General features: G+C 55.0%; 23 protein-coding genes. 10 read left to right on the top strand and 13 right to left on the bottom strand.

Going from position 1 to position 23,949, the window contains the following annotated elements; translation table 11 throughout:
- Positions 1–51: 51 nt before the first annotated feature.
- Entirely contained in the window at positions 52–948 is an 897-nt protein-coding gene (locus tag AC6I8K_RS10005) for a LysR family transcriptional regulator (protein ID WP_064738795.1), read from the top strand.
- On the opposite strand, the gene AC6I8K_RS10000 is transcribed toward AC6I8K_RS10005, so the two are convergent.
- The 9 genes from AC6I8K_RS10000 to pspF form a co-directional block, all read right to left on the bottom strand.
- On the bottom strand, positions 945–2,066 hold the full coding sequence (locus tag AC6I8K_RS10000) for a CMD domain-containing protein (RefSeq protein ID WP_497826655.1): 1,122 nt from the start codon (positions 2,064–2,066) through the stop codon (positions 945–947). The two genes, AC6I8K_RS10005 and AC6I8K_RS10000, sit on opposite strands and share 4 nt — an antisense overlap.
- A 195-nt stretch (positions 2,067–2,261) precedes the next feature.
- Positions 2,262–3,050 (bottom strand): enoyl-ACP reductase FabI, encoded by a 789-nt coding sequence (fabI, locus tag AC6I8K_RS09995; RefSeq protein ID WP_007892455.1) that lies wholly within the window; start codon positions 3,048–3,050, stop codon positions 2,262–2,264.
- 128 nt (positions 3,051–3,178) lie between these two features.
- On the bottom strand, positions 3,179–3,982 hold the full coding sequence (gene sapF / locus AC6I8K_RS09990; RefSeq protein ID WP_064738793.1) for a putrescine export ABC transporter ATP-binding protein SapF: 804 nt from the start codon (positions 3,980–3,982) through the stop codon (positions 3,179–3,181).
- 2 nt (positions 3,983–3,984) lie between these two features.
- Positions 3,985–4,980, bottom strand: coding sequence for a putrescine export ABC transporter ATP-binding protein SapD (gene sapD, locus AC6I8K_RS09985; RefSeq protein ID WP_483817473.1), 996 nt, complete (start codon positions 4,978–4,980; stop codon positions 3,985–3,987).
- Positions 4,980–5,870 (bottom strand): putrescine export ABC transporter permease SapC, encoded by an 891-nt coding sequence (gene sapC / locus AC6I8K_RS09980; RefSeq protein ID WP_064738791.1) that lies wholly within the window; start codon positions 5,868–5,870, stop codon positions 4,980–4,982. The genes sapD and sapC overlap by 1 nt, the downstream gene beginning before the upstream one ends.
- A complete protein-coding gene (gene sapB / locus AC6I8K_RS09975) occupies positions 5,857–6,822 on the bottom strand; it encodes a putrescine export ABC transporter permease SapB (protein WP_497826654.1) in 966 nt (321 codons plus the stop codon). The genes sapC and sapB overlap by 14 nt, the downstream gene beginning before the upstream one ends.
- A gap of 2 nt (positions 6,823–6,824) precedes the next feature.
- A complete protein-coding gene (gene sapA / locus AC6I8K_RS09970) occupies positions 6,825–8,447 on the bottom strand; it encodes an ABC transporter substrate-binding protein SapA (RefSeq protein WP_064738789.1) in 1,623 nt (540 codons plus the stop codon).
- 152 nt (positions 8,448–8,599) lie between these two features.
- Positions 8,600–8,899, bottom strand: a complete 300-nt coding sequence (locus AC6I8K_RS09965; RefSeq protein ID WP_483817471.1) for a hypothetical protein — start codon at positions 8,897–8,899, stop codon at positions 8,600–8,602.
- A gap of 38 nt (positions 8,900–8,937) precedes the next feature.
- Entirely contained in the window at positions 8,938–9,936 is a 999-nt protein-coding gene (gene pspF / locus AC6I8K_RS09960; protein ID WP_497826653.1) for a phage shock protein operon transcriptional activator, read from the bottom strand.
- Between the two features lie 164 nt (positions 9,937–10,100).
- Between pspF and pspA the strand changes: the two genes are divergently transcribed.
- From pspA to tyrR, 7 genes are all read left to right on the top strand, one after another.
- The gene (pspA, locus tag AC6I8K_RS09955; RefSeq protein ID WP_483817469.1) at positions 10,101–10,766 is read left to right on the top strand and encodes a phage shock protein PspA; all 666 of its coding nucleotides are present in this window, start codon (positions 10,101–10,103) and stop codon (positions 10,764–10,766) included.
- 64 nt (positions 10,767–10,830) lie between these two features.
- Positions 10,831–11,058, top strand: coding sequence for an envelope stress response membrane protein PspB (gene pspB / locus AC6I8K_RS09950; protein ID WP_064738785.1), 228 nt, complete (start codon positions 10,831–10,833; stop codon positions 11,056–11,058).
- Complete coding sequence (gene pspC, locus AC6I8K_RS09945; RefSeq protein WP_497826652.1) at positions 11,055–11,402, top strand: envelope stress response membrane protein PspC; 348 nt, start codon at positions 11,055–11,057, stop codon at positions 11,400–11,402. The genes pspB and pspC overlap by 4 nt, the downstream gene beginning before the upstream one ends.
- 58 nt (positions 11,403–11,460) lie before the next feature.
- On the top strand, positions 11,461–11,709 hold the full coding sequence (gene pspD, locus AC6I8K_RS09940) for a phage shock protein PspD (RefSeq protein WP_007888070.1): 249 nt from the start codon (positions 11,461–11,463) through the stop codon (positions 11,707–11,709).
- The gene (locus AC6I8K_RS09935) at positions 11,690–13,087 is read left to right on the top strand and encodes a YcjX family GTP-binding protein (RefSeq protein ID WP_497826651.1); all 1,398 of its coding nucleotides are present in this window, start codon (positions 11,690–11,692) and stop codon (positions 13,085–13,087) included. The genes pspD and AC6I8K_RS09935 overlap by 20 nt, the downstream gene beginning before the upstream one ends.
- Positions 13,084–14,157 (top strand): TIGR01620 family protein, encoded by a 1,074-nt coding sequence (locus tag AC6I8K_RS09930; protein WP_064738781.1) that lies wholly within the window; start codon positions 13,084–13,086, stop codon positions 14,155–14,157. Before AC6I8K_RS09935 ends, AC6I8K_RS09930 begins: the two co-directional genes overlap by 4 nt.
- 213 nt (positions 14,158–14,370) lie before the next feature.
- Positions 14,371–15,936 carry a transcriptional regulator TyrR gene (gene tyrR / locus AC6I8K_RS09925; protein WP_064738780.1) on the top strand — a complete coding sequence of 522 codons (1,566 nt, stop codon included), beginning with the start codon at positions 14,371–14,373 and terminating at the stop codon, positions 15,934–15,936.
- Between the two features lie 105 nt (positions 15,937–16,041).
- Here the strand turns inward: tyrR and AC6I8K_RS09920 are convergent, their stop codons facing one another.
- The 3 genes from AC6I8K_RS09920 to tpx form a co-directional block, all read right to left on the bottom strand.
- A complete protein-coding gene (locus AC6I8K_RS09920; RefSeq protein WP_497826650.1) occupies positions 16,042–18,078 on the bottom strand; it encodes a glycoside hydrolase family 31 protein in 2,037 nt (678 codons plus the stop codon).
- Complete coding sequence (locus tag AC6I8K_RS09915; protein ID WP_483817464.1) at positions 18,075–19,454, bottom strand: glycoside-pentoside-hexuronide (GPH):cation symporter; 1,380 nt, start codon at positions 19,452–19,454, stop codon at positions 18,075–18,077. The genes AC6I8K_RS09920 and AC6I8K_RS09915 overlap by 4 nt, the downstream gene beginning before the upstream one ends.
- 298 nt (positions 19,455–19,752) lie before the next feature.
- Positions 19,753–20,256, bottom strand: coding sequence for a thiol peroxidase (tpx, locus tag AC6I8K_RS09910; protein WP_483817463.1), 504 nt, complete (start codon positions 20,254–20,256; stop codon positions 19,753–19,755).
- A 142-nt stretch (positions 20,257–20,398) separates the two neighbouring features.
- Here tpx and ycjG point away from each other — a divergent pair, with 142 nt between their 5' ends.
- Positions 20,399–21,385, top strand: a complete 987-nt coding sequence (ycjG, locus tag AC6I8K_RS09905; RefSeq protein WP_497826649.1) for an L-Ala-D/L-Glu epimerase — start codon at positions 20,399–20,401, stop codon at positions 21,383–21,385.
- Here the strand turns inward: ycjG and mpaA are convergent.
- Positions 21,354–22,067, bottom strand: coding sequence for a murein tripeptide amidase MpaA (gene mpaA / locus AC6I8K_RS09900; RefSeq protein WP_497826648.1), 714 nt, complete (start codon positions 22,065–22,067; stop codon positions 21,354–21,356). The two genes, ycjG and mpaA, sit on opposite strands and share 32 nt — an antisense overlap.
- A 210-nt stretch (positions 22,068–22,277) precedes the next feature.
- Here mpaA and AC6I8K_RS09895 point away from each other — a divergent pair, with 210 nt between their 5' ends.
- Positions 22,278–23,897, top strand: a complete 1,620-nt coding sequence (locus AC6I8K_RS09895; RefSeq protein ID WP_497826647.1) for a peptide ABC transporter substrate-binding protein — start codon at positions 22,278–22,280, stop codon at positions 23,895–23,897.
- Positions 23,898–23,949 lie beyond the last annotated feature (52 nt).

The raw sequence follows: 23,949 nt of genomic DNA, 5'->3' as shown, positions 1-23,949 counted from the left end.
CAGCGACATCCGCCATGATACACTGCTGTTTTCCAGCCAATTCTGCTTTCCATGGACATCAAACAATTAATTTATCTGTGTAATCTGGAGCGCGAACGCCACTTTGGTCGCGCGGCAGAAGCCAGTTTTGTCAGCCAGCCGACCTTGTCGATGCGTTTAAAAAATCTTGAGCGCGAATTAGGGCTGTCGCTGATTAACCGCAGCAACAATTTCGATGGCTTTACGCCAGAAGGCGAGCGCGTACTGACGTGGGCGCGGGAGATTGTCTCGGTATATCAGGGATTGAAGCTGGAAGTGGAGTCGCTCAAGCATGGCGTCAACGGCACGTTGCGGCTGGGTGTGATGCCGCAGTGCAGCGTGGCATTGCCAGCGTTATTAAAAGCGGTGGAAGCGCGATATCCGCAGCTCGATTATCGCGTTGCCGCGATGAGCGCCGATCAGCTATTGGAAGCGCTCAACAGCCACACGGTGGATGGCGGTATCGGCTTCTTTGAACTGACGTCACTGCGTGAGCTGCATTTCCAAACCGCGCTGTTGAAAGATCCAGGCGTCGAAGCGCTGTTCAGTCCGGCGCATTTCCCGGCGCTGCTAGAGCAGGAGAGCATCTCGCTCGCCACGCTGGCCAGTCAGCCGCTGTGTCTGGCGGAGCCTACACGCTATTTTCGTCGCTATCTTGATGGGCAGCTGCGTGAAACCGGTCTGATTCCGCGCGTCATCGTTGAGAGCGCGTCGATCATGCAACTGTTGCAAAGTGCGCAGGTTGGCCTCGGCGTGATGGTATCGCCACGCGGACATTTGTTGCCGGGGCTGATGCAGAATCTGGCGCGGCGGCCAATTGAGATGGCACCGATGGGCAGGCAGGCGGCATTAGTGATTGCCGAGCCGGGCAGAGCATCGCCGCTGGCTCAGCATTTCTTTGATGAAGCGCGCAGGCATCTACCCGATTAACGTGATTCGCCGAGCGCCATCAGCAAGCGATCCTGCCAGCTGGCAAAGGCTACCGCGTGTAACAGCGTAAAGAGGCGTTCGCTGCCCCAGCCGGCGTTCAGCAGCGGCTGCAAATGTGCAGCGCTGAAGCGATCGGGCAGGCGAGTGAGCTGGGCGCTGAGTGAAATCACCGACGATGTCGTGCTTGCGCTTTCTACATCCTGCAATAGCGCAGCGCGCCATTCATCAGGCACGTGATCAAACTGGCGTCGACAACCCAGCACCCGCGCGCTGACTGCCTGCGCCAATACTTCATCCTGCGCGAAATGTTCGCTTAGCCGCTGCTTCAGGGTAGCGAAACCGTACAGCGCTTGCGCATCATGCACCAGCAGCCACATGGCATCATCCAACCCCTTAATCCCCTGACAGAAGGTAACTGCTGCCAACTGATCGGCGCTGGCGTAGCGCAGTTGAACCGGTTTTAACGCGTGCTGCCAGTCGTCATTACGCGTAAACAGCTCCGCATTAGCATCTGGCGGCGGCGAAACGCCCGGAATCCAGCGCACCGGCAGGCCCATCATCGCCTGCAAAGACGCCACCACGCGCGACTGATAGCTGACAAACCCCACCAATTGATTCAGCGTGACAATATCAGGCTCGGTTAATCCCACCGCGTCCAGCGCGCTGATGCTATTAGCGGTGATCAGTTCGGGCTGCATCGCCAACTGCCGCGCATATTGGGTAATTTGCGTCAGACGATTATTGCTTTCGCGTGAAGAGTCGGGGCCGGGCAATGGATTAAGTCGGGCAGAGTAGTGGTTGCATAAGCGCTGCACACCGGCGACCTGCGCAACAGTTAGCGCGGTGCTCAGGCGATCGTACAGCGTCAACGTGTGCGTCAAGCTGGTGGTGAACGTATCGGGAAACAGAAGCTGGCTGACATCGCGCGCGGCCAATAAAGCAGGCTGAAATCGCGAGAGCAGCGGCTGTAACGCTGTCGCTTCCTGTTGCAAACCCAGCAGGAAACGATCTTCGATATAGGCGGCTTCGGGCACCAGCGGTGCGGTGGCGGTGCTATTCGGACGAGTCTGGCTTTCATAAAACCAGTGGTCATGGCCGGGAGAACGGCGTTGTTCCATGGTCATTCCTTTCGCTAAAAACGGACTTGCTGCACAGCGTGCGAATCTGAAAAGCAGGCATACAACAAAGGGCTGGCTTATCGTCGCTGAACGGCTGTCCACGGCAAAAGAATGATGGGGAATAATTAATAGCTTACGAGTATAAGGAGGGATGTTTTGCAAAAGAGGTCGCCATGAATGGCGACCCAACGTAGCTTATTTCAGTTCCAGCTCGTTCATTGCGGCGATGCTGAAGCCGCCATCAACGTGTACCACTTCACCGGTGATACCACCCGCCAGATCAGAGCACAGGAAGGCAGCAGAGTTACCTACGTCTTCGATGGTAACGGTACGACGAATCGGGGTCACCGCTTCGCAGTGTGCCAGCATCTTACGGAAGTCTTTGATGCCTGACGCCGCCAGGGTACGGATTGGACCCGCAGAAACGGCGTTAACACGCGTGCCTTCTGGACCCATCGCGTTCGCCATATAGCGCACGTTGGCTTCCAGCGAGGCCTTCGCCAGACCCATTACGTTGTAGTTCGGGATCGCGCGCTCTGCACCCAGGTAAGACAAGGTCAGCAGGGCAGAATTCGGGTTCAGCATCGCGCGGCACTCTTTTGCCATCGCCACAAAGCTGTAGGCGCTGATGTCGTGTGCGATTTTGAAGCCTTCACGGGTAACGGCATTCACGTAGTCGCCATCCAGCTGATCGCCAGGTGCGAAACCGATGGAGTGAACGAAACCGTCAAATTTCGGCCAGGTTTTTGCCAGTTCGGTGAACAGCGCAGTAATGCTCTCGTCTTCAGCCACATCGCATGGCAGAACAATGTCTGAACCCAGATCTTTAGCAAACTCTTCCACACGACTTTTCAGTTTGTCGTTCTGGTAGGTGAAAGCCAGTTCTGCGCCCTGTTTGTGCATCGCCTGCGCAATACCGTAGGCGATTGAGAGTTTACTGGCAACGCCAGTAATCAGAATGCGCTTACCGGAAAGAAAACCCATAGCTGTAATCCTTTTGGTCATTGTTGTTGGCGGTCGCGATGGTTGAAAAGTAGGCGACCGACGTTAATCTCGTGCGAAGTCTAGCACGTCTCTACAAATGCGGTAAATCGCACCGCGTTTTCCGCGCCTTAACGCTCGCGGCGCCAGGCTTCGGCGGTTAAGGCTTCACCAAAGTGACTGGTGATCAGCCGTTTGGTCAGGTCGTGCAACGGCGAGGCCAAAACATCGGCTGTGCCGCCGCGCTCCACGACTTCGCCGTGATGCATCACCAGCACCTGATCGCTAATGTGCTTCATCATGCCAAGATGCTGCGTGACATAAATATAGGCAATGCCGTGCTTCTCTTGCAGTTCCAGCATCAGGTTCACCAGCTGCGAACGCATGGTCATATCCAGCGAGGCGAGGGCTTCATCGGCGACGATCACTTTTGGCTGCAGAATCAGCGCACGCGCCAGCGCCAGACGCTGCTTCTGGCCCGGTGCCAGCATATGGGGATAGTAACCGGCGTGGTCGCGCAGCAAACCCACCTGGCGCAGCGTGGCGATGATGCGCTTTTCGCGCGCTTCATCATCCAGTTCGGTATTCAGGCGCAGCGGGAAATCAAGAATCTGACTCACACGCTGACGCGGGTTGAGTGAGGTTGACGGATCCTGAAAAATCATGCGAATGCGCTGGCTGCGATAACCGTAGTCGCCGAACTCCAGCGGATGATCGTCAATCAGCATTTCGCCTTCGCTGGGCTCGACCATACCGCTGAGCATTTTCGCCAGCGTGGATTTGCCCGAGCCGTTTTCACCAATCACCGCCAGCGTCTGTTTCTCGCGCAGGGTAAAACTCACGCCTTTCACCGCCTCAACGTGCTGACGACGAAACAGCCCGGTGCGATAGCGATAGGTTTTACTCAGATTGCGCACTTCCAGTAGCGTTTCCATGCTTACTGGCTCTCCATATTCAGTGGGAAATGACAGGCGAACAGATGCGCTTTATTGCCGGTCAGGCGCGGCGTTTCGATACACTTACGTTGCGCATACGGGCAACGCGGCCCCAGACGACAGCCAATCGGCAGGTGTTCCAGCGACGGAATCGCGCCAGACAGCGTATTCAGACGGCTTTTATGCGGCAGCGCGCTACCAAAATCGGGCATCGCCCGGATCAGTGCCTGCGTGTAAGGATGATGCGGCGTATCCATCAACTCTTCACTCTGAGCACTCTCCACCGTTTGGCCGCAGTACATCACATTGATACGGTCGGCCCAGTGGCTCATGGTGCGCAGATCGTGGCTGATCAGCAAAATGGTGGTGTTGTTGTTCTGATTGAGGCGACTCAGCAGGCGGAAAATCTGCGCTTGCGTGGTCGGTTCCATCGCGTTGGTCGGTTCATCGGCGATCAGCAAACGCGGCTGATTGGCCAGCGCAATGGCGATCATCACTTTCTGGCATTCGCCGTCGGTCAATTCGTACGGAAAACTGCGCATGATGTCTTTGTGATCTTTGATGCCGACGCGATGCAACAGCTCAATAGCCCGCACTTTGCGCCAGAACCATAGGCGTTTATACCAGCGGCCTTTGTGGGTCCAGCGCGGAATGGCCTGCATCAACTGGCGCCCAATGCTTTCAGACGGATCGAGACAGGATTGCGGCTCCTGGAAAATCATCGACACGTTATGGCCGATAATGCGACGGCGTTCGCGCGGTGACAGGCGCAGCAGATCGATATCATCAAACACCATGCGATCGGCGGTCACGCGCCAGTTGTCTTTGGTGACGCCGCAAATCGCTTTGGCGATCAGACTTTTGCCGGAACCTGATTCACCCACCAGACCGCGGATTTCGCCTTCGGTGAGCGTCAGATTGATGCGATCAACCGCTTTGACCGGACCGTCAGCGGTCATAAATTCAATGGTCAGGTTACGGATATCCAATAGCGGCATTATTCAACTCCCGCTTCTACTGCGCGACGAATGCCGTCGCCCAGCAGGTTAACGATCAATACGCTAACCATTAGCGCTACGCCCGGCAGCATCACCGTCCAGGGCGCAACGTAGATCAGCTCCAGCGCGTCACCGAGCATCGCACCCCATTCAGGTGAGGGTAGCTGCGCGCCAAGATCGAGGAAACCGAGTGCGGCGATATCCAGAATGGCCATGGACAGCGAGCGAGCAAACTCACTCACCAGCAGCGGCAGCACATTGGGCAGCACCGCATGCCACAAAATATTCAGGTTACGCGCACCATCGAGGCGCAACGCCACCACATACTCTTTTTCCATCTCGTCATGCACAGCAGTATAGATCTCGCGCACCAGGCGTGGGATCAGCGCCAGAAATACCGCCAACATCGCGTGTTCAAGACGCGGGCCGAGAAACGCCACCACGATAATTGCCAGCAGCAGCGAGGGAATCGACAGCAAGGTATCCAGCACGTGATTCATTACCGCTGAGCGCACACCGTGCGTGATACCGGCAAACACGCCGAGTACCAGCGCACAAAGCGCCGCTAATACGGTCACAAGCATGGCCGACCCCACGGTGGGCGCCACGCCACTCAGCAAGCGGCTAAGCACATCGCGGCCTAAATCATCGGTGCCGAGGAAGAAAGAAACATCACCATAGCGCGACCACGACGGCGGCAGCAGCTGATAACCGAGGAATTGCTGATCGATGCCGTATGGCGCCAGCAAGCCGCCAAACAGGCACAGAAACAGCAGCATGCCAAAGCCGTACAAACCGATCATGCCGCTGGTATCACGATACAAGCGCTGCCAGCTGCGACGCAGCGTGCTGGGCAGCCGCTTCTCGTCGTAGACATTATCTAAGGGCATACCATTCCTTATGTTTCAACGGATTAAGCGCCGCACCGAGAATATCGGACAATACGCTAACCATAATCACCAGCCCGCCAACCACCATCACACCAGCGGAAATCGCTGCGTAATCCTGCTGACGAATAGCGTTAATCAACCAGCGGCCAAGGCCCGGCCAGTTGAACACCACTTCGGTAATCATCGCTAACGTTAGCATGGTGGAAAATTGCAGCCCAAGGCGCGGGATCACCGGTGGCAGCGCATTGTGCAGCACGTGGCGGCGGATCACTGTGAAACGCGATAATCCGCGTGTGGCGGCCGCTTTGACGTAGTTCTTGTCCATCACATCGCTGGTGCTGCTGCGCAGTAAGCGGATCATCTCCGTGGTTGGCGCAACAGCCAACACCACCACCGGCAGAATCATATGCGTCAAGGCGCTGACCAGCATTTCATGGCGCGATGGCGACGGGCTCAGCCAGGCATCAATCAGTGCAAAACCGGTTATATTTTGCACGGGATAGAGCAAATCGAAACGCCCGGAAACCGGCAACCAGCCGAGCGTTAACGAGAAGAACAGGGTAAAGAGCAGCGCCAGCCAGAACACCGGCATCGAGAAGCCGAGCAGCGCCAGCGCGCTGATGGCTTTATCCTGCCATTTTTTGCGCATCACGCCGGCGCAAATTCCCAGCGGAATACCCACCAGCAGCGCCAAAATAAACGCCATGACGCACAGCTCCAGCGTGGCGGGAAACACTTCGCCCAGCTGAAGATCGATCGGCTGGCCATTGGTACTGGAAACACCGAAATCAAACTGCAGCAGGCCCTTAAACCAGAACCACCACGCATCAAACAGCGAGGCGCCTTCGAGCGGGGCATTCGGTGTGAAGTAGCTCAGGCTGAAGCTCACCAGCGATAATAAAAACAGGGTGATCAGCAGCAGCACCACTCGACGCAAAATATAGATAATCATGCTTATTCCTCGCTGCTCTCATCGCGGTAAACGCCAGCGAATGAGGCGTTACCAAACGGGCTTAGCACTAATCCTTTAATATCATGGCGATAGGCCTGCAAACGCAGCGATGAGGCCAGCGGTAAGACGGGCAACTCCTGCGCCAAAATCTGCTGCGCTTTGTCGTAACTGTCTATGCGCGCCGACAGCTGCTGCGACAACAGCGCATGTTGTAAGGATTCATCAAATGCGGGCGAACACCAGTGCGCGTAGTTGGTCTGCGAACGTATCGCCGCGCAGCTTAACAGCGGACGGAAGAAGCTGTCGGGATCGTTGCTGTCGGTTGCCCAGCCGGTCAGGGTGAGATCGTGATTCATCTCCATTAACTGTGCTTCCTGGAAGCGACCTTCCACTGGCGCGATGGTGACGCGCACGCCAACCTGGGCCAAATCCGCTTGTAACAGCTCGGCGGTTTTCAGCGGGCTGGGATTCCACGACTGTGACGATGACGGCACGACTAAGCGCAAATGCAGATTTTCCAGCCCGAGCGCTTTCAACGCCTCACGCGCTTTGGCCGGATTATATTCGGTCACACGTGCATCATTGTCATACGCCCAGGACGCCCGCGGCAAAATAGAGGCCGCGGTTTCGGCGGTGCCGTAATAGATGGACTCCATCAGACGTTCATTATTAATCGCCAGCGCCAGAGCATGACGCACTTCCGGCCTATCGAGCGGTGGCTTGCGCGTGTTGAACGCCAGATAGGCGATATTCATGCCAGGCCGCAGCGTCATGCGCAGACGCGGATCGTCGCGCAAAATACTCAGCTGGCTGGCGGCAGGATAGGCCAGCACATCGCATTCACCGGTCAGCAGTTTGGATAGACGTCCGGTGCCACCCACGCCTAAGTCAATCACCACCTGCTGCAAACGCGGAACGCCTTTCCAGTACTGCGGATTACGTGCCAGGCGTAAATATTGTCCGGTGCGATATTCGCTCAGCTGGAACGGGCCGGTGCCGACCGGTTCGCGATCCAGCTGTTCCTGCTGGCCTTTAGCGCTGAGATTATTGGCGTATTCATGCGACAAAATCGGGGCGTAATGGGTGGCGATATGCCAGAGGAAAGAGGCGTCAGGGCTGTTCAGGCGGATTTCAACCGTATCGCTATCGAGCTTTTTCACGCTCTGCACTGAATCGGCGAACTGCAGGCTATCAAAGTAGGGATAGCTGCCGCCGTTGACGTTGTGCCACGGATGTTTACGGTCAAACATGCGCGCAAAGCTGAACACCACATCATCGGCGTTCATCTTACGCGTCGGTTTAAACCAGTTAGTGTGCTGGAAGGCGACATCTTTCCGCAGGTGGAAACGGTAAGTTGCGCCGTTATCACGCACTTCCCAGCTCTGGGCGAGGTCAGGAATCAGCCGATAGGTATAAGGGTCCACGTCCAGCAGCCGGTCATACAACTGCGCTGCCAGCGTATCGACGACTAAGCCGCTGCTGACCATTTGTGGATTAAAGGTATTAACCGTGCCGTTAACACAATAGACAAAACCGCTGTTGCGGATGTTGTCGGTTGGCGCGGCCCACGCTGACGCGCTCATCATGCTGAGACCCAGCAGCAGAGAGGGGAATAATTTTGGCATAGAACTCAACGATTCTGAGGCAATAGCGAGAGTGTATCCCAAACGTCACGTACTCCCCAAATTCGCGACACTTTTGCTGTGTTTTTCGCCAGTGCGGCGATGAGGTAATCACAATATTAGTGTGGAAATGAGAAAAATTCTCAATTAGGGGTTTACAGATGATAATAAGAATGATTATTATTCATCTGCGCTTCGACGGTGGCTCTACCGAAGAAGAGCACGACATTGCTCACATTGCTTCCAGTATTAGTTGCCCGCACTCTGTTGCGGGCTTTTTTTTCGTCCTGTTTCGCGCGGATGCTGCGTTGGCTGCGCGCGTCAACCCTGGTCACATACTTGTGTATGCTCCCAGGGATGTCCTCGCTTGCCGCCTTGCTTCCGCGCGAAACAGTTAGAAAAAACACCGTGCGGTAGGCTAAAAAACCCGCCGCTTTCGTAGGGGCGCCATTCATGGCGACCGATGCACGCTTAACTGATTATGGCGACCTGGCTAATCCTCGTCGCGCGCCTGGATGCCATGCTTTTTCATCATGGCGCGTAACTGGTGATAGGTCACGCGCAACAACTCGGCGGCGCGGCGCTGGTTGTATTTGGCCTGCTGCAAACTCGCTTCAACCAACTCGCGTTCTTGCTGGTTTTGCCACTGACGTAAATCCAGCGGCAGGGAAGGCAAGGCCGAGTCGACCGCTTGCGCGATGGCGTCGGCTGGCGGCGTGCGGGGGGCGAACGGGTTAATGATGATGTTATCCAGCTCAACGTCGGCGCTATGATGGCGATAAACCGAACGCTCAACCACATTCTTCAGTTCGCGTACGTTGCCGGGCCAACGGTGATTCAACAGCGTCAGCTGCGCGCGATCGCTAAAGCCGGGAAAGAGCGGTAAGCCGAGTTCGCGACACATCTGAATGGCGAAATGATTGGCCATCACCAAGATATCACTGCGACGTTCACGCAGCGGCGGCAGCTGTACCACATCAAAGGCAAGGCGATCGAGCAGGTCGGCGCGGAATTTTCCGGCAGCGGCAAGCGCGGGGAGATCTTCGTTGGTCGCACAAACTAATCGCACATTCACCTGCAAAGATTGATTACCGCCAACGCGCTCCAGCTGACCATATTCAATGACACGCAGCAGTTTTTCCTGTACCAGCATCGGCGCGGTGGCGAGTTCATCGAGAAACAGCGTGCCGCCATCAGCGCGCTCGAAACGTCCTAAATGGCGTTTTTGCGCACCGGTAAAAGCGCCTGCCTCATGGCCGAACAGTTCAGAATCGAGCAGGTTTTCATTGAGCGCGGCGCAGTTGAGAGAAACAAATGGGCCTTCCCAACGGTTGGACAGGTAATGCAGGCGGCTGGCGATCAGCTCTTTACCGGTGCCGCGTTCGCCAATCACCAATACCGGTTTTTCCAGTGGCGCCAGGCGCGAAACCTGTTCCAGTACCTCAATAAAGTTATTGGATTCGCCTAACAGATTGTCGTTGCCATTTGCCATGATGAAATTCGCCACTGATTAATCAATTTCACTACATTAGGTGATGTTCTGGAAGTTGTAAAATAAATAAATCACCTAAAATCAACAAATTAAAAGTTGGCACGCGAATTGTATTAGTAAAGAGCGCCTCGCGCACCTACATACAAAATTTGAGGAACATCATTATGGGTATTTTTTCTCGTTTCGCCGACATCGTGAACGCTAACATCAACTCTCTGCTGGAGCGCGCCGAAGATCCGCAGAAACTGGTACGCCTGATGATTCAGGAAATGGAAGACACGCTGGTGGAAGTCCGTTCTACTTCAGCCCGCGCGCTGGCAGAAAAGAAACAGCTGCTGCGCCGCATTGAACAGGCTGAAATTCAGCAGGCTGAATGGCAGGAAAAAGCCGAGCTGGCGATCAATAAAGGTAAAGAAGATTTAGCCCGTGCGGCATTAATTGAAAAGCAGAAACTGACCGATTTAATGGTTACGCTGCAGCAGGAATCGACTCAAGTTGAAGAGACGCTGGGTCGCATGAAGGGTGAGATTGGTGAGCTAGAGAAAAAGCTCACTGAAACCCGTGCGCGTCAGCAAGCGTTAACGCTGCGTCATCAAGCTGCGTCATCTTCACGCGATGTACGTCGTCAGCTCGACAGCGGCAAGATTGATGATGCGATGGCACGTTTCGAATCCTTTGAACGTCGTATCGATCACATGGAAGCGGAAGCAGAAAGCCAGCGTTTTGGTAAACCAAAAGGTCTGGATCAGGAGTTCGCCGAGCTGAAAGCCGACGATGAAATCAGCCAGCAGCTGGCCGCGCTGAAAGCCAAAATGAATCGCCCAGAGTGATCGCCACGGGCCTGGTATCAGGCCCGAGTTAAAAGGGTGTCAATGATTAAGGAGAGTCGAATTAATGAGCGCACTTTTTCTCGCCATACCGCTAACTATTTTCGTGCTGTTTGTGGCGCCGATCTGGTTATGGCTGCATTACAGCAATAAACGTAACGGCGGCACCGATTTATCATCGAGTGACCTGCAGCGTTTACAACAAATTACCCAGGATGCACGCCGCATGCGTGAGCGTGTTGAAGCACTGGAAGCCATTTTGGATGCCGAACATCCGAACTGGAGGCAACCATGATGAATGGCCGTAAATTGTGGCGCATTCCGCAGCAGGGAAAAGTGCGCGGTGTTTGCGCCGGTGTGGCGGAATATCTCGACATCCCGGTGCGTTTGTTGCGGGTGATTGTGGTGCTGTCGCTGTTCCTTGGCTTATTTATGTTCACCATTATTGCCTATTTTATTTTGGGCTTTGTGCTCGACGAGAAACCTTCCGATGCCTCGGTTGAACGCACACCGAGCGCACGGGAACTGCTCGACGAGCTGGAAGCCACGCTACACAGCGACGAACGTAACGTGCGTGAGATTGAACGCTATGTCACCTCGGAAACATTTAGCGTGCGTAGCCGCTTCCGCCAAATCTGATTTTTATCCCCGAGCCCGCTAATGGGCTCGCTTCTTCTACATTAAGGTAAGAGGCTCTATGCAAACTCAACGTTTTACTGCTCTGCGCCGTCGCGCGACACCTGCGTTGATGTCGGCGGGGAAATTTATCATCATTAGTGCAGTAACTTACGGGCCTGGCGGTATTGCTGGCTGGGCTGTGAAATCGGTGGCGCGCCGTCCGCTGCGCCTGTTGCTGGCGGCCGCCCTGGAACCGTTGCTGAGCAAAGCGTTTAAACGCTTATCAGCACGATTCATCAGGGAGAACGATGAAAAGACTGCAAAATGAATTAGTGGCGCTGATGAACCGCGGTGTTGACCGTCATCTGCGCCTGGCTGTAACCGGTTTGAGCCGCAGCGGCAAAACCGCGTTTATCACTTCGCTGGTTAACCAGCTTCTCAATGTCCACAGCGGCGCACGTTTGCCGCTGTTTTCCGTGGTGCGCGAAGATCGCCTGCTGGGCGTAAAGCGCGTACCACAGCGCGAACTCGGCACGCCGCGCTTCACCTATGATGAAGGTCTGGCGCAACTTTACGGTACGCCACCGATATGGCCGACGCCGACGCGCGGCGTAAGCGAAATGCGCCTGGCGCTGCGCTATCGTCCTGATGAATCGCTACTGCGCCACTTCAAAGATACCGCTACGCTGTACCTTGAAATTGTCGATTATCCCGGTGAATGGCTGCTGGATCTGCCGATGCTGGCGCAGGATTATCTCAGCTGGTCACGCCAGATGGTGGGCCTGCTGCAAGGCGACCGCGCGGCCTGGTCCACCGAGTGGCGCCGTTTGTGTGCCGATCTCGATCCTTTTGCGCCTGCCGATGAAAATCGTCTGGCGGCGATTGCGGCTGCATGGACCGATTACCTGCATCAATGCAAAACCGAAGGGTTGCATTTTATTCAGCCAGGTCGTTTTGTGTTGCCTGGCGATATGGCCGGTGCGCCAGCGCTACAGTTTTTCCCTTGGCCGCAAGTCGAGGAGATGCAGATCAGCAAACTGGCGCAAGCACCGGCGGGCAGCAACTTTGCCATGCTGCAGCAACGCTTCAACTATTACTGCCAGCACGTGGTGAAAGGTTTTTACAAAAATCATTTCCTGCGTTTCGATCGGCAAATCGTGCTGGTTGATTGTCTGCAACCGCTTAATAGCGGACCGCAGGCGTTCAATGACATGCGTCTGGCGTTGACCCAACTTATGCAGAGCTTCCACTACGGCCAGCGCACGCTGTTTCGCCGCTTGTTTTCCCCGGTGATCGATAAGCTGCTGTTTGCCGCTACCAAAGCCGATCATGTCACCTCGGATCAGCACGCTAACATGGTGTCACTGTTGCAGCAGCTGGTGCAGGACGCATGGCAGAACGCGGCGTTTGAAGGCATTAACATGGATTGCCTTGGTTTGGCCGCGGTACAAGCTACCGAAAGTGGGCTGGTCGACCATCGTGGTGAGAAGTTGCCGGCATTGCGCGGGCATCGTCTTGCCGATGACGAAGCGCTGACATTTTATCCTGGCGAAGTGCCGCCGCGCTTGCCGGGAAATAGCTTCTGGCAGCAACAGGGTTTTCAGTTTGAACAGTTCCGACCGCAGCAGTTGGATGTTGACCGGCCGCTGCCGCACATTCGTATGGATGCGGCGCTGGAATTTTTACTGGGAGATAAATTGCGATGAGCGACGAAACACCTTTAAAAGGGCGGATTGATTTTGCCCGCCCACTGACGGTGGAAGCGGAAAAGCCGCTGCGCGCCGCGCAGACCTTTAGTGCGGAAGCTGAAAATGCCTTTCTTGCCACCGCGGAAGTTGAGCCACTGGAAGAGGGTGAAGGCGAAAAAGTGGTGGAAGCCGCGCTGCGTCCCAAACGCAGCCTGTGGCGTAAAATGGTGGGCGTGGGTCTTGCTATTTTCGGTGTTAGCGTGGTGGCGCAGGGCGCGCAAACGCTGCACGATGCGTGGATGGTGCGCGACTGGTTTACGCTGGGCACCGGCGTGGCCGGTACCTTCATTGTTGCGGCGGGTGCGGGGGCGCTAATTGGCGAATGGCGGCGTTTATATCGTCTGCGTCAGCGTGCCGAAGAGCGCGATATTGGCCGCGAACTGCTGCACAGCCACGGCGTGGGGAAAGGCCGGGCGTTCTGTGAAAAACTGGCGCAGCAGGCGCAACTCGATCAAGCCCATCCCGCACTGCAACGTTGGCATGCGGCGCTGCACGAAACCCACAACGATCGCGAAATCGTCACCTTATACGCTCAGCTGGTGCAGCCGGTGCTGGATCGTCAGGCGCGTCGTGAGATCAGCCGTCACGCTGCCGAATCGACGCTGATGATTGCTGTCAGCCCGCTGGCATTGGTCGATATGGCATTTATCGCCTGGCGCAATCTGCGGCTGGTGAATCGCATCGCGGCGATTTATGGCATCGAACTCGGCTACTTTAGCCGCATCCGCTTGTTCCGCTTAGTGCTGCTCAATATGGCATTTGCCGGGGCTTCGGAGTTGGTGCGTGAAGTCGGCATGGATTGGATGTCGCAGGATCTTGCAGCACGGCTCTCCACCCGCGCTGCCCAAGGGATCGGCGCCGGTTTACTTACCGCACGTCTCGGCATTAAAGCGATGGAATTGTGTCGTCCGCTGCCGTGGCTGGAAGATGATAAGCCGCGCCTCGGCGATTTTCGTCGTGAGTTAATTGGACAGCTAAAAGAATCCCTGGTAAAAAAAGGGGATAAAGCAGGGCAGGCTGCTAAATAATCAGCACTTGCTTACCTTTCACGCTGCTACAGGCGTGAAAGGTGAAATTATCTGTGTTACATCGCATATTCGGCGGGATTTTTGTTGGTCGCTCCGCTACACTTCTCTCTATCACCTACCTCAGGCTGTCAACTTTTCCTGACAGGCCTCTTCTGAGGCGCTGCAAGTTAGCGTATTATCATTAAAATCAAAACCTGACTAAGGCTCATCGCAATGCGTTTGGAAGTTTTCTGCCAAGACCGAATCGGTCTGGCGCGCGAGTTGCTCGATCTGCTAGTTGCCCGCAATATCGACCTGCGTGGCATCGAAATTGCGCCACTTGGCCGCATTTACCTCAATTTTACCGCGCTGGAGTTTGAACCCTTCAGCAATCTGATGGCGGAAATTCGCCGTACACCTGGCGTGACAGATGTGCGTACCGTTTCGTTTATGCCGTCAGAACGTGAGCATCGCGCGTTGAGCGCGCTGCTGGTAGCAATGCCCGAACCGGTGTTATCCATCGATCTGAAATGCAAGGTCGAGTTGGCGAACCCGGCGGCACAAAATCTGTTTACCCTCGACGAACAGAAGCTGCGTAACCAAAATGTTGGCACCTTAATTACCGGTTTTAATTTCCAGCGCTGGCTGGAAAACGAACGTGTTGACGCCCAGGCGCAGCATGTGGTGATTCAGGGGCGCGATTTCCTGATGGAAGCACGGCCAATTTATCTGGCTGAAGAAGAGGGGCAAAGTGATCTGCCTGTCGGTGCAATGATCACCCTGAAATCCACGGCGCGTATGGGCCGTCAGTTGCAGAATCTCACCGTGACTGATGAATCCGAGTTCGATCACATTGTGGCAGTCACGCCAAAAATGCGTCAGGTGATTGAACAGGCGCGCAAGCTGGCGATGCACGATGCACCGTTGTTGATTGTTGGCGATACCGGCACCGGCAAAGATATGCTGGCGCGTGCCTGTCATTTACGTAGCGCGCGCGGCAAAAAACCGTTCCTCGCACTGAACTGCGCATCATTGCCGGATGATGTGGCTGAGAGCGAACTGTTTGGTCACGCTGCAGGCGCTTATCCTAACGCGCTTGAAGGTAAGAAAGGTTTCTTCGAACAAGCTAACGGCGGCTCGGTGCTGCTGGACGAGATTGGCGAAATGTCGCCACGCATGCAGACTAAGCTGCTGCGCTTCCTCAATGACGGGACATTCCGCCGCGTAGGGGAAGAGCATGAAGTGCACGTGGATGTGCGCGTGATTTGCGCCACCCAGAAGAATTTGATCGAGCTGGTGCAACGCGGTGAGTTCCGTGAAGATCTGTTCTATCGCCTGAATGTACTGACGCTTAACCTGCCGCCGCTGCGCGAACGTCCGCTGGATATTTTGCCGCTGACTGAAATGTTTGTCGCACGCTTCGCTGACGAACAAGGCTTACCGCGTCCGCGCCTCTCATCGCAACTGACGCCGTTCCTGACCCGCTACAACTGGCCGGGTAACGTGCGTCAGTTGAAGAATGCGCTGTACCGTGCGTTAACGCAGCTGGAAGGTTATGAGCTGGGCCCACAAGATATTGTGTTGCCAGAGCAGGCGCTGGATGTGTCTCTGGGTGAAGAGGCGATGGAAGGTTCGCTGGATGACATCACCAGCCGCTTCGAACGCTCGGTGCTGACGCGTCTCTATCTCTCTTATCCGAGCACACGCAAACTGGCGAAACGCCTGGGTGTGTCACATACCGCAATTGCCAATAAATTGCGTGAATATGGATTGGGGCAGAAGCGTAACGAAAGCGAGTAATCGCACATTCAATTAGCGCACATTCCGTAGCAGCGCGATTTATTACGCAATAAATTGCGCCGCTACGATAGCTGCGACCGGTAATACCGGCGTGCAAACCTACACTTATTCAGATGCGCGTATGTCTACCTGGCTTCCTTCCCGCATAAACACCGGAATCTCACTGAGTGGTGCGGCAACGTTGATGCGCTGCCCGCCCCGATAGCTCTCGCCATTGCGGGCAATCCATTGCTCACCGGCAGGTAGCCATACTTCACGTTCACGTTGACCAGCATGCAGCACCGGCGCGACCAGAAGATCGCGTCCCAGCAGATACTGATCTTCCACTTGCCAGCTCTCTGGCTGCTGCGAATAGTGATAGAACAGCGGTCGCATTACCGGATCGCCTAATTCATGCGCTTCGCGCATCAAACCATCAATATAGGGGCGCAGCCGCTCACGTTGCATCAGGCAACTTTTCATCAGTGCATAATTCTCCTCACCGTAACTCCATACCTCATTGGGTGAGCCACTGTTGCATTGGGCAATGCCGTCGCGCCAGGCTTCTGCAGGCGCAATCTGCGGTTCGCGATAACCATGCAGACGCATCACCGGACAGAAAACCGCCCATTGGAACCAGCGGATCAACAGCTCATGAAACGCCGGATCGTGTATGTTACCACCCTGAAAACCGCCAATGTCGGTGGTCCACCATGGAATACCCGCCATCGCCATATTTAACCCGGCAGTAAACTGATTGCGTAAGGCATGGAACGAGGAGTGAACATCACCTGACCAGGCGAGCACGCCGTAACGCTGGCTACCCGCCCAGGCGCAGCGCACCAGATTGACGATCTCGCGCTCACCCTGTTGTTGTAGCCCTTCATAAAATCCGCGAGCAAACAGTTGCGGATAAATGTTTCCCACTTCCTGTACCGGTCCCAGGTGATAGCGGTAGTTATCAAAATCGTAGGCGCGATACTCCGGCTCCGCTTCATCGAGCCAGAAGGTGCGAATACCGTGGTCATAATAGTTGCGCTTAACTTCCTGCCAGACGAACTCGCGCGCAGTGGGATGCGTGGCATCAAAAAAGGTGGTATTGCCCATAAAATCGAGATTAACCGACACACCGCGTTCACTGTTGACCAGCAACCCTTTGGATTTCATCAGACGATAGTTGTCACTTCTGCTGTCAACCGTGGGCCACACTGACACCATGGTTTCGATACCCATCTCCTTGAGTTCCTGAACCATGGCACGGGGATCCGGCCAGTCGCGTGCGTCGAAACACCAGGTTCCCTGATTTGGCCAGTGGAAAAAGTCGATGACAATCACCGAGAGCGGCAGCTGCAAGCGGCGATATTCACGCGCCACCTCCAACACTTCCTGCTGGGTGCGATAGCGCAATTTGCATTGCCAGAAGCCGGTAGCGAACGCGGGCATCATTGGTGCTGTACCGGTGGCGCGACCATATTGGCGCAAAATCTCCGCCGGTGTGTCGCCTGCGGTGATCCAGTAATCCATCTGATCGGTCACCTCGGCCTGCCAGCGGGTGCCGTTTTTACCAAACGTCACTTCGCCGATGGCCGGGTTATGCCACAGCAGGCCATAGCCAAGGTTAGAAACCATAAACGGCACGCTGGCCTGCGAGTTACGCTGTGCCAGCTCAAGCGTGCAGCCTTTCAGGTCGAGGCAATCCTGCTGATACTGGCCCATTCCATAGATTTTCTCTTCCGCCCGCGCTTCAAAGCGCACGCTGAGCTGGTATTTACCACCTGGAATCGGCCGAAAGGCACGCGCATCCAGCTTCAGGGCGCTGATGTATTTGTCCTGACTCTTTTCGCTGGCACCAATACCCACGGTGCTGCGCTGACGCCAGAACTCCTCCAGCAGCAACTCCCCGCGCTGATTATAAAAAGCCAGCTGGCCGCGAATATTCAAGGTGGCGGTGATATTGCCGTTACGTAAGCTGAGCGATTCATGATCGCGCTGAATCTCTACCTCGCAAGCAGCAGGCGATAGCAACGCCCAGTCATGATCAATCAGGTCGGGCTGACAGGTGGCTCGTACTCGCAGGCTATGCGCGCCCCAGGGTTCGATGACCAGCGTCTGACGGTCAAATGTCCAGATAATACGCTGGGATTCGGCGCGTAATTCACTCATGACAACTCCTGTGGTTGTAAAAGGGTGGAGGCAGTTGCAGCCGGTTGGGCTGACATCTTGTTCTGATTGATGGTGCGCATGGTGGCATCGTTAAGTTTGTAACCGCGCATTGCCAGCGCGCTTAACAGCGACAGCACGCCGGGAACCACCGAAAACAGCGCCACAATGGCCATCATGGCGGCGGGCTGCTGATGCGGTGCCTGAGCAACGTAACCGCTCAAACCGAGCGTCCAGCCAACAATCGCGCCGCTGATGGCCATGCCCATTTTTAATACGGCCAGCAACGTGGAGAAGACGGTGCCATCGAGGCGCTTCCCTTGACGATATTCACCGTAATCCACCACGTCGGCCATCATTACCCACATCAGCGTGGTAGTGACCTGATAGAAGCTGGAGACGATAAACGTCATGCCGACCAACAGCGCCAGCGATTGAGGCAGGAACACAATGCTGATACTTAACACGCCGGCAGTGATAGCGCTGAGGGTAAAGGCGGTGATTTTATTTAAGCGGCGAGTCAGCAGCTTAGCCAACACGCTTCCGACGCTCTTGCCAATGATATGTGCGGCCAGCAGCCACATGAAGAAGCTGGCATTGCCAAGGAAATATGTGACGTAGTACATCATTGCGCCGAGCCGTACCACACCGAACGAGATATTGCAGAACACCAGTAATGCCACAACGCGCCACTGGTCGTTACGCAACAAATCGCGCAAATCGGCAAGAAAGTTGCCGTGGTTAGCGGGGGCATTGATACGTTCGCGGGTATTGAGGAAGCAGATAAAAAACAGCAGGGTTGCCAGTGTCGCCATAATCGACATTGCTGCGAAGTAACCGTCCAGTTTATTGCCGCCCCCCAGCCAGGTGGCGAGCGGGATCATCAGGAAAGTGGACATGGCGCCGCCCAGCGTGGCAAGGAAGAAGCGCCATGATTGCAGAGATATACGCTGATTATCATCGGCGGTGATAATCGCCCCCATCGAGCAGTAAGGAATATTAATGGCGGTATACATCAGCATCATCAGGCTGTAGGTCACAGCGGCGTAGATCATTTTTCCAGTGAGTGACAGACTTTCCGGCACGGCATAAATCAGCATGCAACTGGCGCCGAATGGCACCGCCAGCATCAATAACCAGGGACGGAATTTACCCCAGCGTGAACGGGTTCGGTCGGCAACCATGCCCATCGCCGGATCGATCACCGCATCAGCAACGCGTGCCAGCAAAAACAGCGTGCCGACAAAGATTGCGGGCAAACCCACCACATCGGTGTAGTAAAAGGTGAGAAAAATAATGACGTTATCAATGGCAATATGGCTGGCCATATCGCCCAGACCATAACTGAACTTTTCTTTAATCGTTAAGCTTGCTTGCATAAAGACTCCCGCCGGACTTTGAATCGCTTAAGGGCAATTAGCGGTTAGTTATAGGTAGCGAACCGGATAGGAACAATTGCGGGATTTGTTACGGGTTTTATGTTTTTTAATTAATGTGATACGGGTAACAAGAATCACAGCTAAAATGAAACCTGGCGGGAGGAGATGCTACGTATGATGATTAATCAATGGCTTAAAAAGAGAGCGTTATTGATGGCGCCATAAAAAAGCACCGAAGAATGAATCATTCGGTGCTTACTGTTTGATCTACATGACGGGCTTTTCAGTCAGGCGAAAATTACTTCAGCGCAGCCAGTGCCGCATCGTAGTTAGGTTCTTCGGTAATTTCGTTTACCAGTTCGCTGTAAATCACTTTATCGTTTTCATCCAGCACCACCACAGCACGCGCGGTCAAGCCCTTCAGCGGGCCATCCACAATCGCCACGCCATAGTTTTCCTTGAATTCAGCGCCACGCAGTGAAGAGAGGGTGATCACGTTGCTGACGTTTTCGGCGCCGCAGAAGCGTGACTGCGCGAAAGGCAGGTCGGAAGAGATGCACAGCACCACCGTGTTATCCGCTTCACCCGAGCGTTCGTTAAACTTACGCACGGATGCCGCACACACGCCAGTATCAATGCTTGGGAAAATGTTCAGAACTTTACGTTTGCCTGCATAATTAGCAAGGGATACATCGCCAAGATCTTTAGCGACCAGGCTGAAAGGTTTAGCCTGCTCGCCAACTTGTGGGAAGTGGCCTGCAACCGGTACTGGTTTGCCCTGAAAGTGAACAGTCTGAGACATGCGATTTCCTTTTTTAACGATGAAATATCTGACTTTTAAGGTATAGCGCTTGTTTATGACATAATTTTTAAGGGTTTACGAGCGCATATCCTGGCGATAATCGAGCTGGCTCGCATTTAAACGACGGATTTATGGAGAAATAATGAGAACAGTGAAGAGTTATCCGGAAGCCTGGCCGTTACATTCGCCGTTTGTTATTTCACGCGGCAGCCGTACCGAGGCGCATGTCGTGGTGGTGGAAATCGAGCAGGATGGTGTGAAAGGCGTGGGTGAAGCCACACCGTACGCGCGCTACGGTGAAAGCGAAGAGTCGGTACTCAAGCAGATCGCCTCGCAGCTGAGCACGTTGCAAAGCGGGATGACGCGTGAAGCGCTGCAACAGGCATTACCCGCGGGCGCAGCACGCAACGCCATTGACGGCGCTCTGTGGGATCTGGAGCGTCAGCAGCAGGGCAAAAGTCTGGTGCAATTATGCGCTGTGCCACTGGCCGATGAGATTGTCACTGCGCATACCATCAGCATCGATACGCCAGACGCGATGGCCAGCAGCGCGCAGGCGCTATGGCAGCATGGCGCACGTTTATTGAAGATCAAAATGGACGATCACCTGATCAGCGAACGTTTAGTGGCGATACGCAGCGCAGTACCGGACGCGACCTTGATTGTCGATGCCAACGAATCCTGGCATGCCGAAGGCCTGGCGGCGCGCTGTCAGTTGCTGGCCGATCTCAATGTCGCCATGCTGGAACAGCCCCTGCCCGCCGCAGAAGACAGCGCGCTGGGCAACTTTATCCATCCGCTGCCCATCTGCGCGGATGAAAGCTGTCATACGCGTGAGAGTCTGAACCAGCTGAAAGGGCGCTATGAGATGGTGAATATTAAGCTGGATAAAACCGGCGGATTAACCGAAGCGCTGGCGCTCGCAGAGGCCGCGCAGCAGCAGGGATTCGCTATTATGCTCGGCTGCATGCTCTGCACTTCGCGGGCGATTCGTGCAGCGTTACCGTTGACGGAGCGGGCGACATTTGCGGATCTCGACGGTCCAACCTGGCTCGCTGCCGATGTTGAACCGTCTTTACATTTCTCGCACGGCCTACTTAAACCGCGGGCTGCCAGCGCAGCAGATTGATCATCGCTTCCAGATAGACTTCGGTGGCTTCGTCCACCGAAATCGGCGGCATCTCGGCGGTAATGCATAACAGGCCGAGATCGTCGCACCAGCTCCCAAACGAACCTGGCGTGGCATAACCGACGCTGCTCACCACCGGCAACGCGGTTTGCTGCGCCAGCCACTGCGCTAAATCGCTGTGATGCGGATCGTCAATGCAGGCCAGCGGCTCGTGCCAGGAAACCACCCAGCGTGGTTTTATCTGATGAATCAGCTGGCACAGTGCGCGGGTCTCGGGTTCCGATGAGGGACTGGCCCCGGTTGATAGCACTACATCGCGCTCATCCGCTTCACTGTTCCAGCGATACACCGTATCGCCGTTCTGCCAATTGGCGGCGGGAAAGTTACGGTTGAGATCGACGCCATTAGCGTTTGCGCGCAGCCCCAGCTGACAACCATCGGGATTCACCGCCAGAATAACGTGATGACGGCGCAGCGCGTCCGGCAAGGTGCGCATGGCACCCGATAAGGTGGCAATGGCGGCATTCTCGTCGCCGTGCGAGCCTGCGATAATCAGCCCGCTTTCGGCATCTGCGGCAGGTGCAGGAAACCACAGCAGCGGCGCGCCCAGCACCGATTGCCCGTATTGTTGCCAGACAGCGTCCAGCTTGCCGCGCAGCGGACGGGGATGGTATGACGACATGACGTTCCTCTATGAAATGTTTCCAATACCGCCAAAGGCCTACTGGCGCTGAAGGTAAAAAATGTGACCGGGAATCCAGCCTCAAGATAACGGTAAACAGCGTGCGGGGAAATAGCTATATATCAATCAGCAATTTGCGATAAAGTGCCAAAAGTTGCTGGCGACAAAATCTCTTCATGGTCGCCATTTTTTTCGCGTAAAGGAGTGGTGATGAAACTAACGTTCCGCAAGACGCTGGCTGCCTTAATTGTAGCCAGCGCAGTCTCACCCGTATTCGCCGCCAACGTGCCATCGGGCGCACAGTTGGCCAGCACGCAGGAAATCGTTCGCCATATAAAAGATGAACCCGCATCACTGGATCCGATGAAGGCGGTTGGCCTGCCGGAAATTCAGGTGATGCGCGATCTGTTTGAAGGGCTGACTAATCAGGATGCCCACGGCAAAATCGTGCCGGGCGTGGCTCAAAGCTGGAGCAGCAACGATAACAAAACCTGGATTTTTACTCTGCGCAAAGAGGCGCGCTGGTCAAATGGCGAGCCGGTAACCGCGCAAGATTTTGTTTATAGCTGGCAACGTTTAGTTGAACCGAAGAACAGTTCGCCGTTCGCCTGGTTTGCCGCATTGAGCGGGATTGAAAACGCTGAAGCGATCACCAAAGGCCAGATGAGTGCCGACAAACTTGGCGTCACAGCGACCGATGCGACCCACCTTAAGGTGACGCTGTCACGACCAGTGCCGTGGTTCCCGAGCATGGTTGCCAATGCCGCGATGTATCCGGTCTCGCAGAAAGTGCTGGAAAAAGAGGGCGATAACTGGACATCTCCGGGCAAGTTGGTTGGCAATGGTGCCTATCAACTGCAAGATCGCGTGGTAAACGAAAAAATCGTGCTGGTACGCAACGCCCATTATTGGGATGACAAAAAATCGGTGCTGACGAAAGTGACCTTTATCCCGATTAATGAAGAGTCTTCCGCCACCAAACGTTATCGTGCCAACGACATCGATATCACCGAATCTTTCCCGAAAAACATGTATGCACTACTGAAAAAAGAGTTGCCTGGCGAGGTGTATACGCCGGATCAGCTTGGCACCTATTACTACGCGTTTAATACCGAAAAAGGGCCAACCGCTGATGTGCGCGTACGTAAGGCGCTGTCGTGGAGCATCGATCGTCGCATCATCGCGGAGAAAGTGTTGGGTACCGGCGAGAAACCGGCATGGCACTTCACGCCGGATGTAACTGCCGGTTTCACGCCGATGAAGAGTTATCTGCAGCAACATAGCCAACAGGAGCTGAACGCGCAGGCTAAAGCGTTGCTTACGGCGGCAGGTTATGGACCGAGCAAACCGCTGCATTTGACACTGCTCTACAACACCTCGGAAAGCCATCAGAAAATCGCTATCGCGGTGGCCTCGATGTGGAAGAAGAATCTCGGCGTGGATGTCACCTTGCAAAACCAGGAGTGGAAAACCTATATCGACAGCCGCAATAGTGGCAGTTTTGATGTGATCCGCGCGTCGTGGGTCGGCGATTATAATGAGCCTTCTACCTTCCTCAGTCTGCTGACCTCGACTCATACCGGCAACATCGCGCGCTTCCGCAGTGCCGATTACGACGCGGTGATGACCAAAGCCAGCACAGAAACCAGCGCCGCGGCGCGTAACACCGATTACAACAAAGCCGAGCAGATCATCGCCGATCAGGCACCCATCGCGCCTATCTACCAATATACCAACGGACGTTTGATTAAACCGTGGGTAAAAGGGTACCCGATCACCAATCCAGAAGACGTGGCGTACAGCCGCGAGCTGTGGATAGAGAAGCACTAAATCCAACCACAAGCCAGGCGATCATTTGGGTCGCCTGTCATCTTTGCTCACA

This window comes from Pantoea sp. X-Soil-ISGK-421 (genome assembly GCF_059730785.1).
Note: the sequence above shows the minus strand (reverse complement) of the source record. Positions and strands in the feature narration are given on the sequence as shown.

What these genes read in the sequence shown, in the direction of transcription:
- tyrR (WP_064738780.1), top strand. Translation starts at nt 14,371, where the DNA reads ATGCGTTTGGAAGTTTTCTGCCAAGACCGAATCGGTCTGGCGCGCGAG.
- mpaA (WP_497826648.1), bottom strand. Translation starts at nt 22,067, where the DNA reads ATGTCGTCATACCATCCCCGTCCGCTGCGCGGCAAGCTGGACGCTGTC.
- tpx (WP_483817463.1), bottom strand. Translation starts at nt 20,256, where the DNA reads ATGTCTCAGACTGTTCACTTTCAGGGCAAACCAGTACCGGTTGCAGGC.
- sapB (WP_497826654.1), bottom strand. Translation starts at nt 6,822, where the DNA reads ATGATTATCTATATTTTGCGTCGAGTGGTGCTGCTGCTGATCACCCTG.
- AC6I8K_RS09895 (WP_497826647.1), top strand. Translation starts at nt 22,278, where the DNA reads ATGAAACTAACGTTCCGCAAGACGCTGGCTGCCTTAATTGTAGCCAGC.
- sapD (WP_483817473.1), bottom strand. Translation starts at nt 4,980, where the DNA reads ATGCCGCTATTGGATATCCGTAACCTGACCATTGAATTTATGACCGCT.
- AC6I8K_RS09935 (WP_497826651.1), top strand. Translation starts at nt 11,690, where the DNA reads ATGAAAAGACTGCAAAATGAATTAGTGGCGCTGATGAACCGCGGTGTT.
- AC6I8K_RS09930 (WP_064738781.1), top strand. Translation starts at nt 13,084, where the DNA reads ATGAGCGACGAAACACCTTTAAAAGGGCGGATTGATTTTGCCCGCCCA.
- AC6I8K_RS10005 (WP_064738795.1), top strand. Translation starts at nt 52, where the DNA reads ATGGACATCAAACAATTAATTTATCTGTGTAATCTGGAGCGCGAACGC.
- sapF (WP_064738793.1), bottom strand. Translation starts at nt 3,982, where the DNA reads ATGGAAACGCTACTGGAAGTGCGCAATCTGAGTAAAACCTATCGCTAT.
- AC6I8K_RS09915 (WP_483817464.1), bottom strand. Translation starts at nt 19,454, where the DNA reads ATGCAAGCAAGCTTAACGATTAAAGAAAAGTTCAGTTATGGTCTGGGC.
- ycjG (WP_497826649.1), top strand. Translation starts at nt 20,399, where the DNA reads ATGAGAACAGTGAAGAGTTATCCGGAAGCCTGGCCGTTACATTCGCCG.
- pspA (WP_483817469.1), top strand. Translation starts at nt 10,101, where the DNA reads ATGGGTATTTTTTCTCGTTTCGCCGACATCGTGAACGCTAACATCAAC.
- AC6I8K_RS10000 (WP_497826655.1), bottom strand. Translation starts at nt 2,066, where the DNA reads ATGGAACAACGCCGTTCTCCCGGCCATGACCACTGGTTTTATGAAAGC.
- sapA (WP_064738789.1), bottom strand. Translation starts at nt 8,447, where the DNA reads ATGCCAAAATTATTCCCCTCTCTGCTGCTGGGTCTCAGCATGATGAGC.
- pspD (WP_007888070.1), top strand. Translation starts at nt 11,461, where the DNA reads ATGCAAACTCAACGTTTTACTGCTCTGCGCCGTCGCGCGACACCTGCG.
- pspC (WP_497826652.1), top strand. Translation starts at nt 11,055, where the DNA reads ATGATGAATGGCCGTAAATTGTGGCGCATTCCGCAGCAGGGAAAAGTG.
- pspB (WP_064738785.1), top strand. Translation starts at nt 10,831, where the DNA reads ATGAGCGCACTTTTTCTCGCCATACCGCTAACTATTTTCGTGCTGTTT.
- AC6I8K_RS09920 (WP_497826650.1), bottom strand. Translation starts at nt 18,078, where the DNA reads ATGAGTGAATTACGCGCCGAATCCCAGCGTATTATCTGGACATTTGAC.
- AC6I8K_RS09965 (WP_483817471.1), bottom strand. Translation starts at nt 8,899, where the DNA reads ATGAATGGCGCCCCTACGAAAGCGGCGGGTTTTTTAGCCTACCGCACG.
- sapC (WP_064738791.1), bottom strand. Translation starts at nt 5,870, where the DNA reads ATGCCCTTAGATAATGTCTACGACGAGAAGCGGCTGCCCAGCACGCTG.
- fabI (WP_007892455.1), bottom strand. Translation starts at nt 3,050, where the DNA reads ATGGGTTTTCTTTCCGGTAAGCGCATTCTGATTACTGGCGTTGCCAGT.
- pspF (WP_497826653.1), bottom strand. Translation starts at nt 9,936, where the DNA reads ATGGCAAATGGCAACGACAATCTGTTAGGCGAATCCAATAACTTTATT.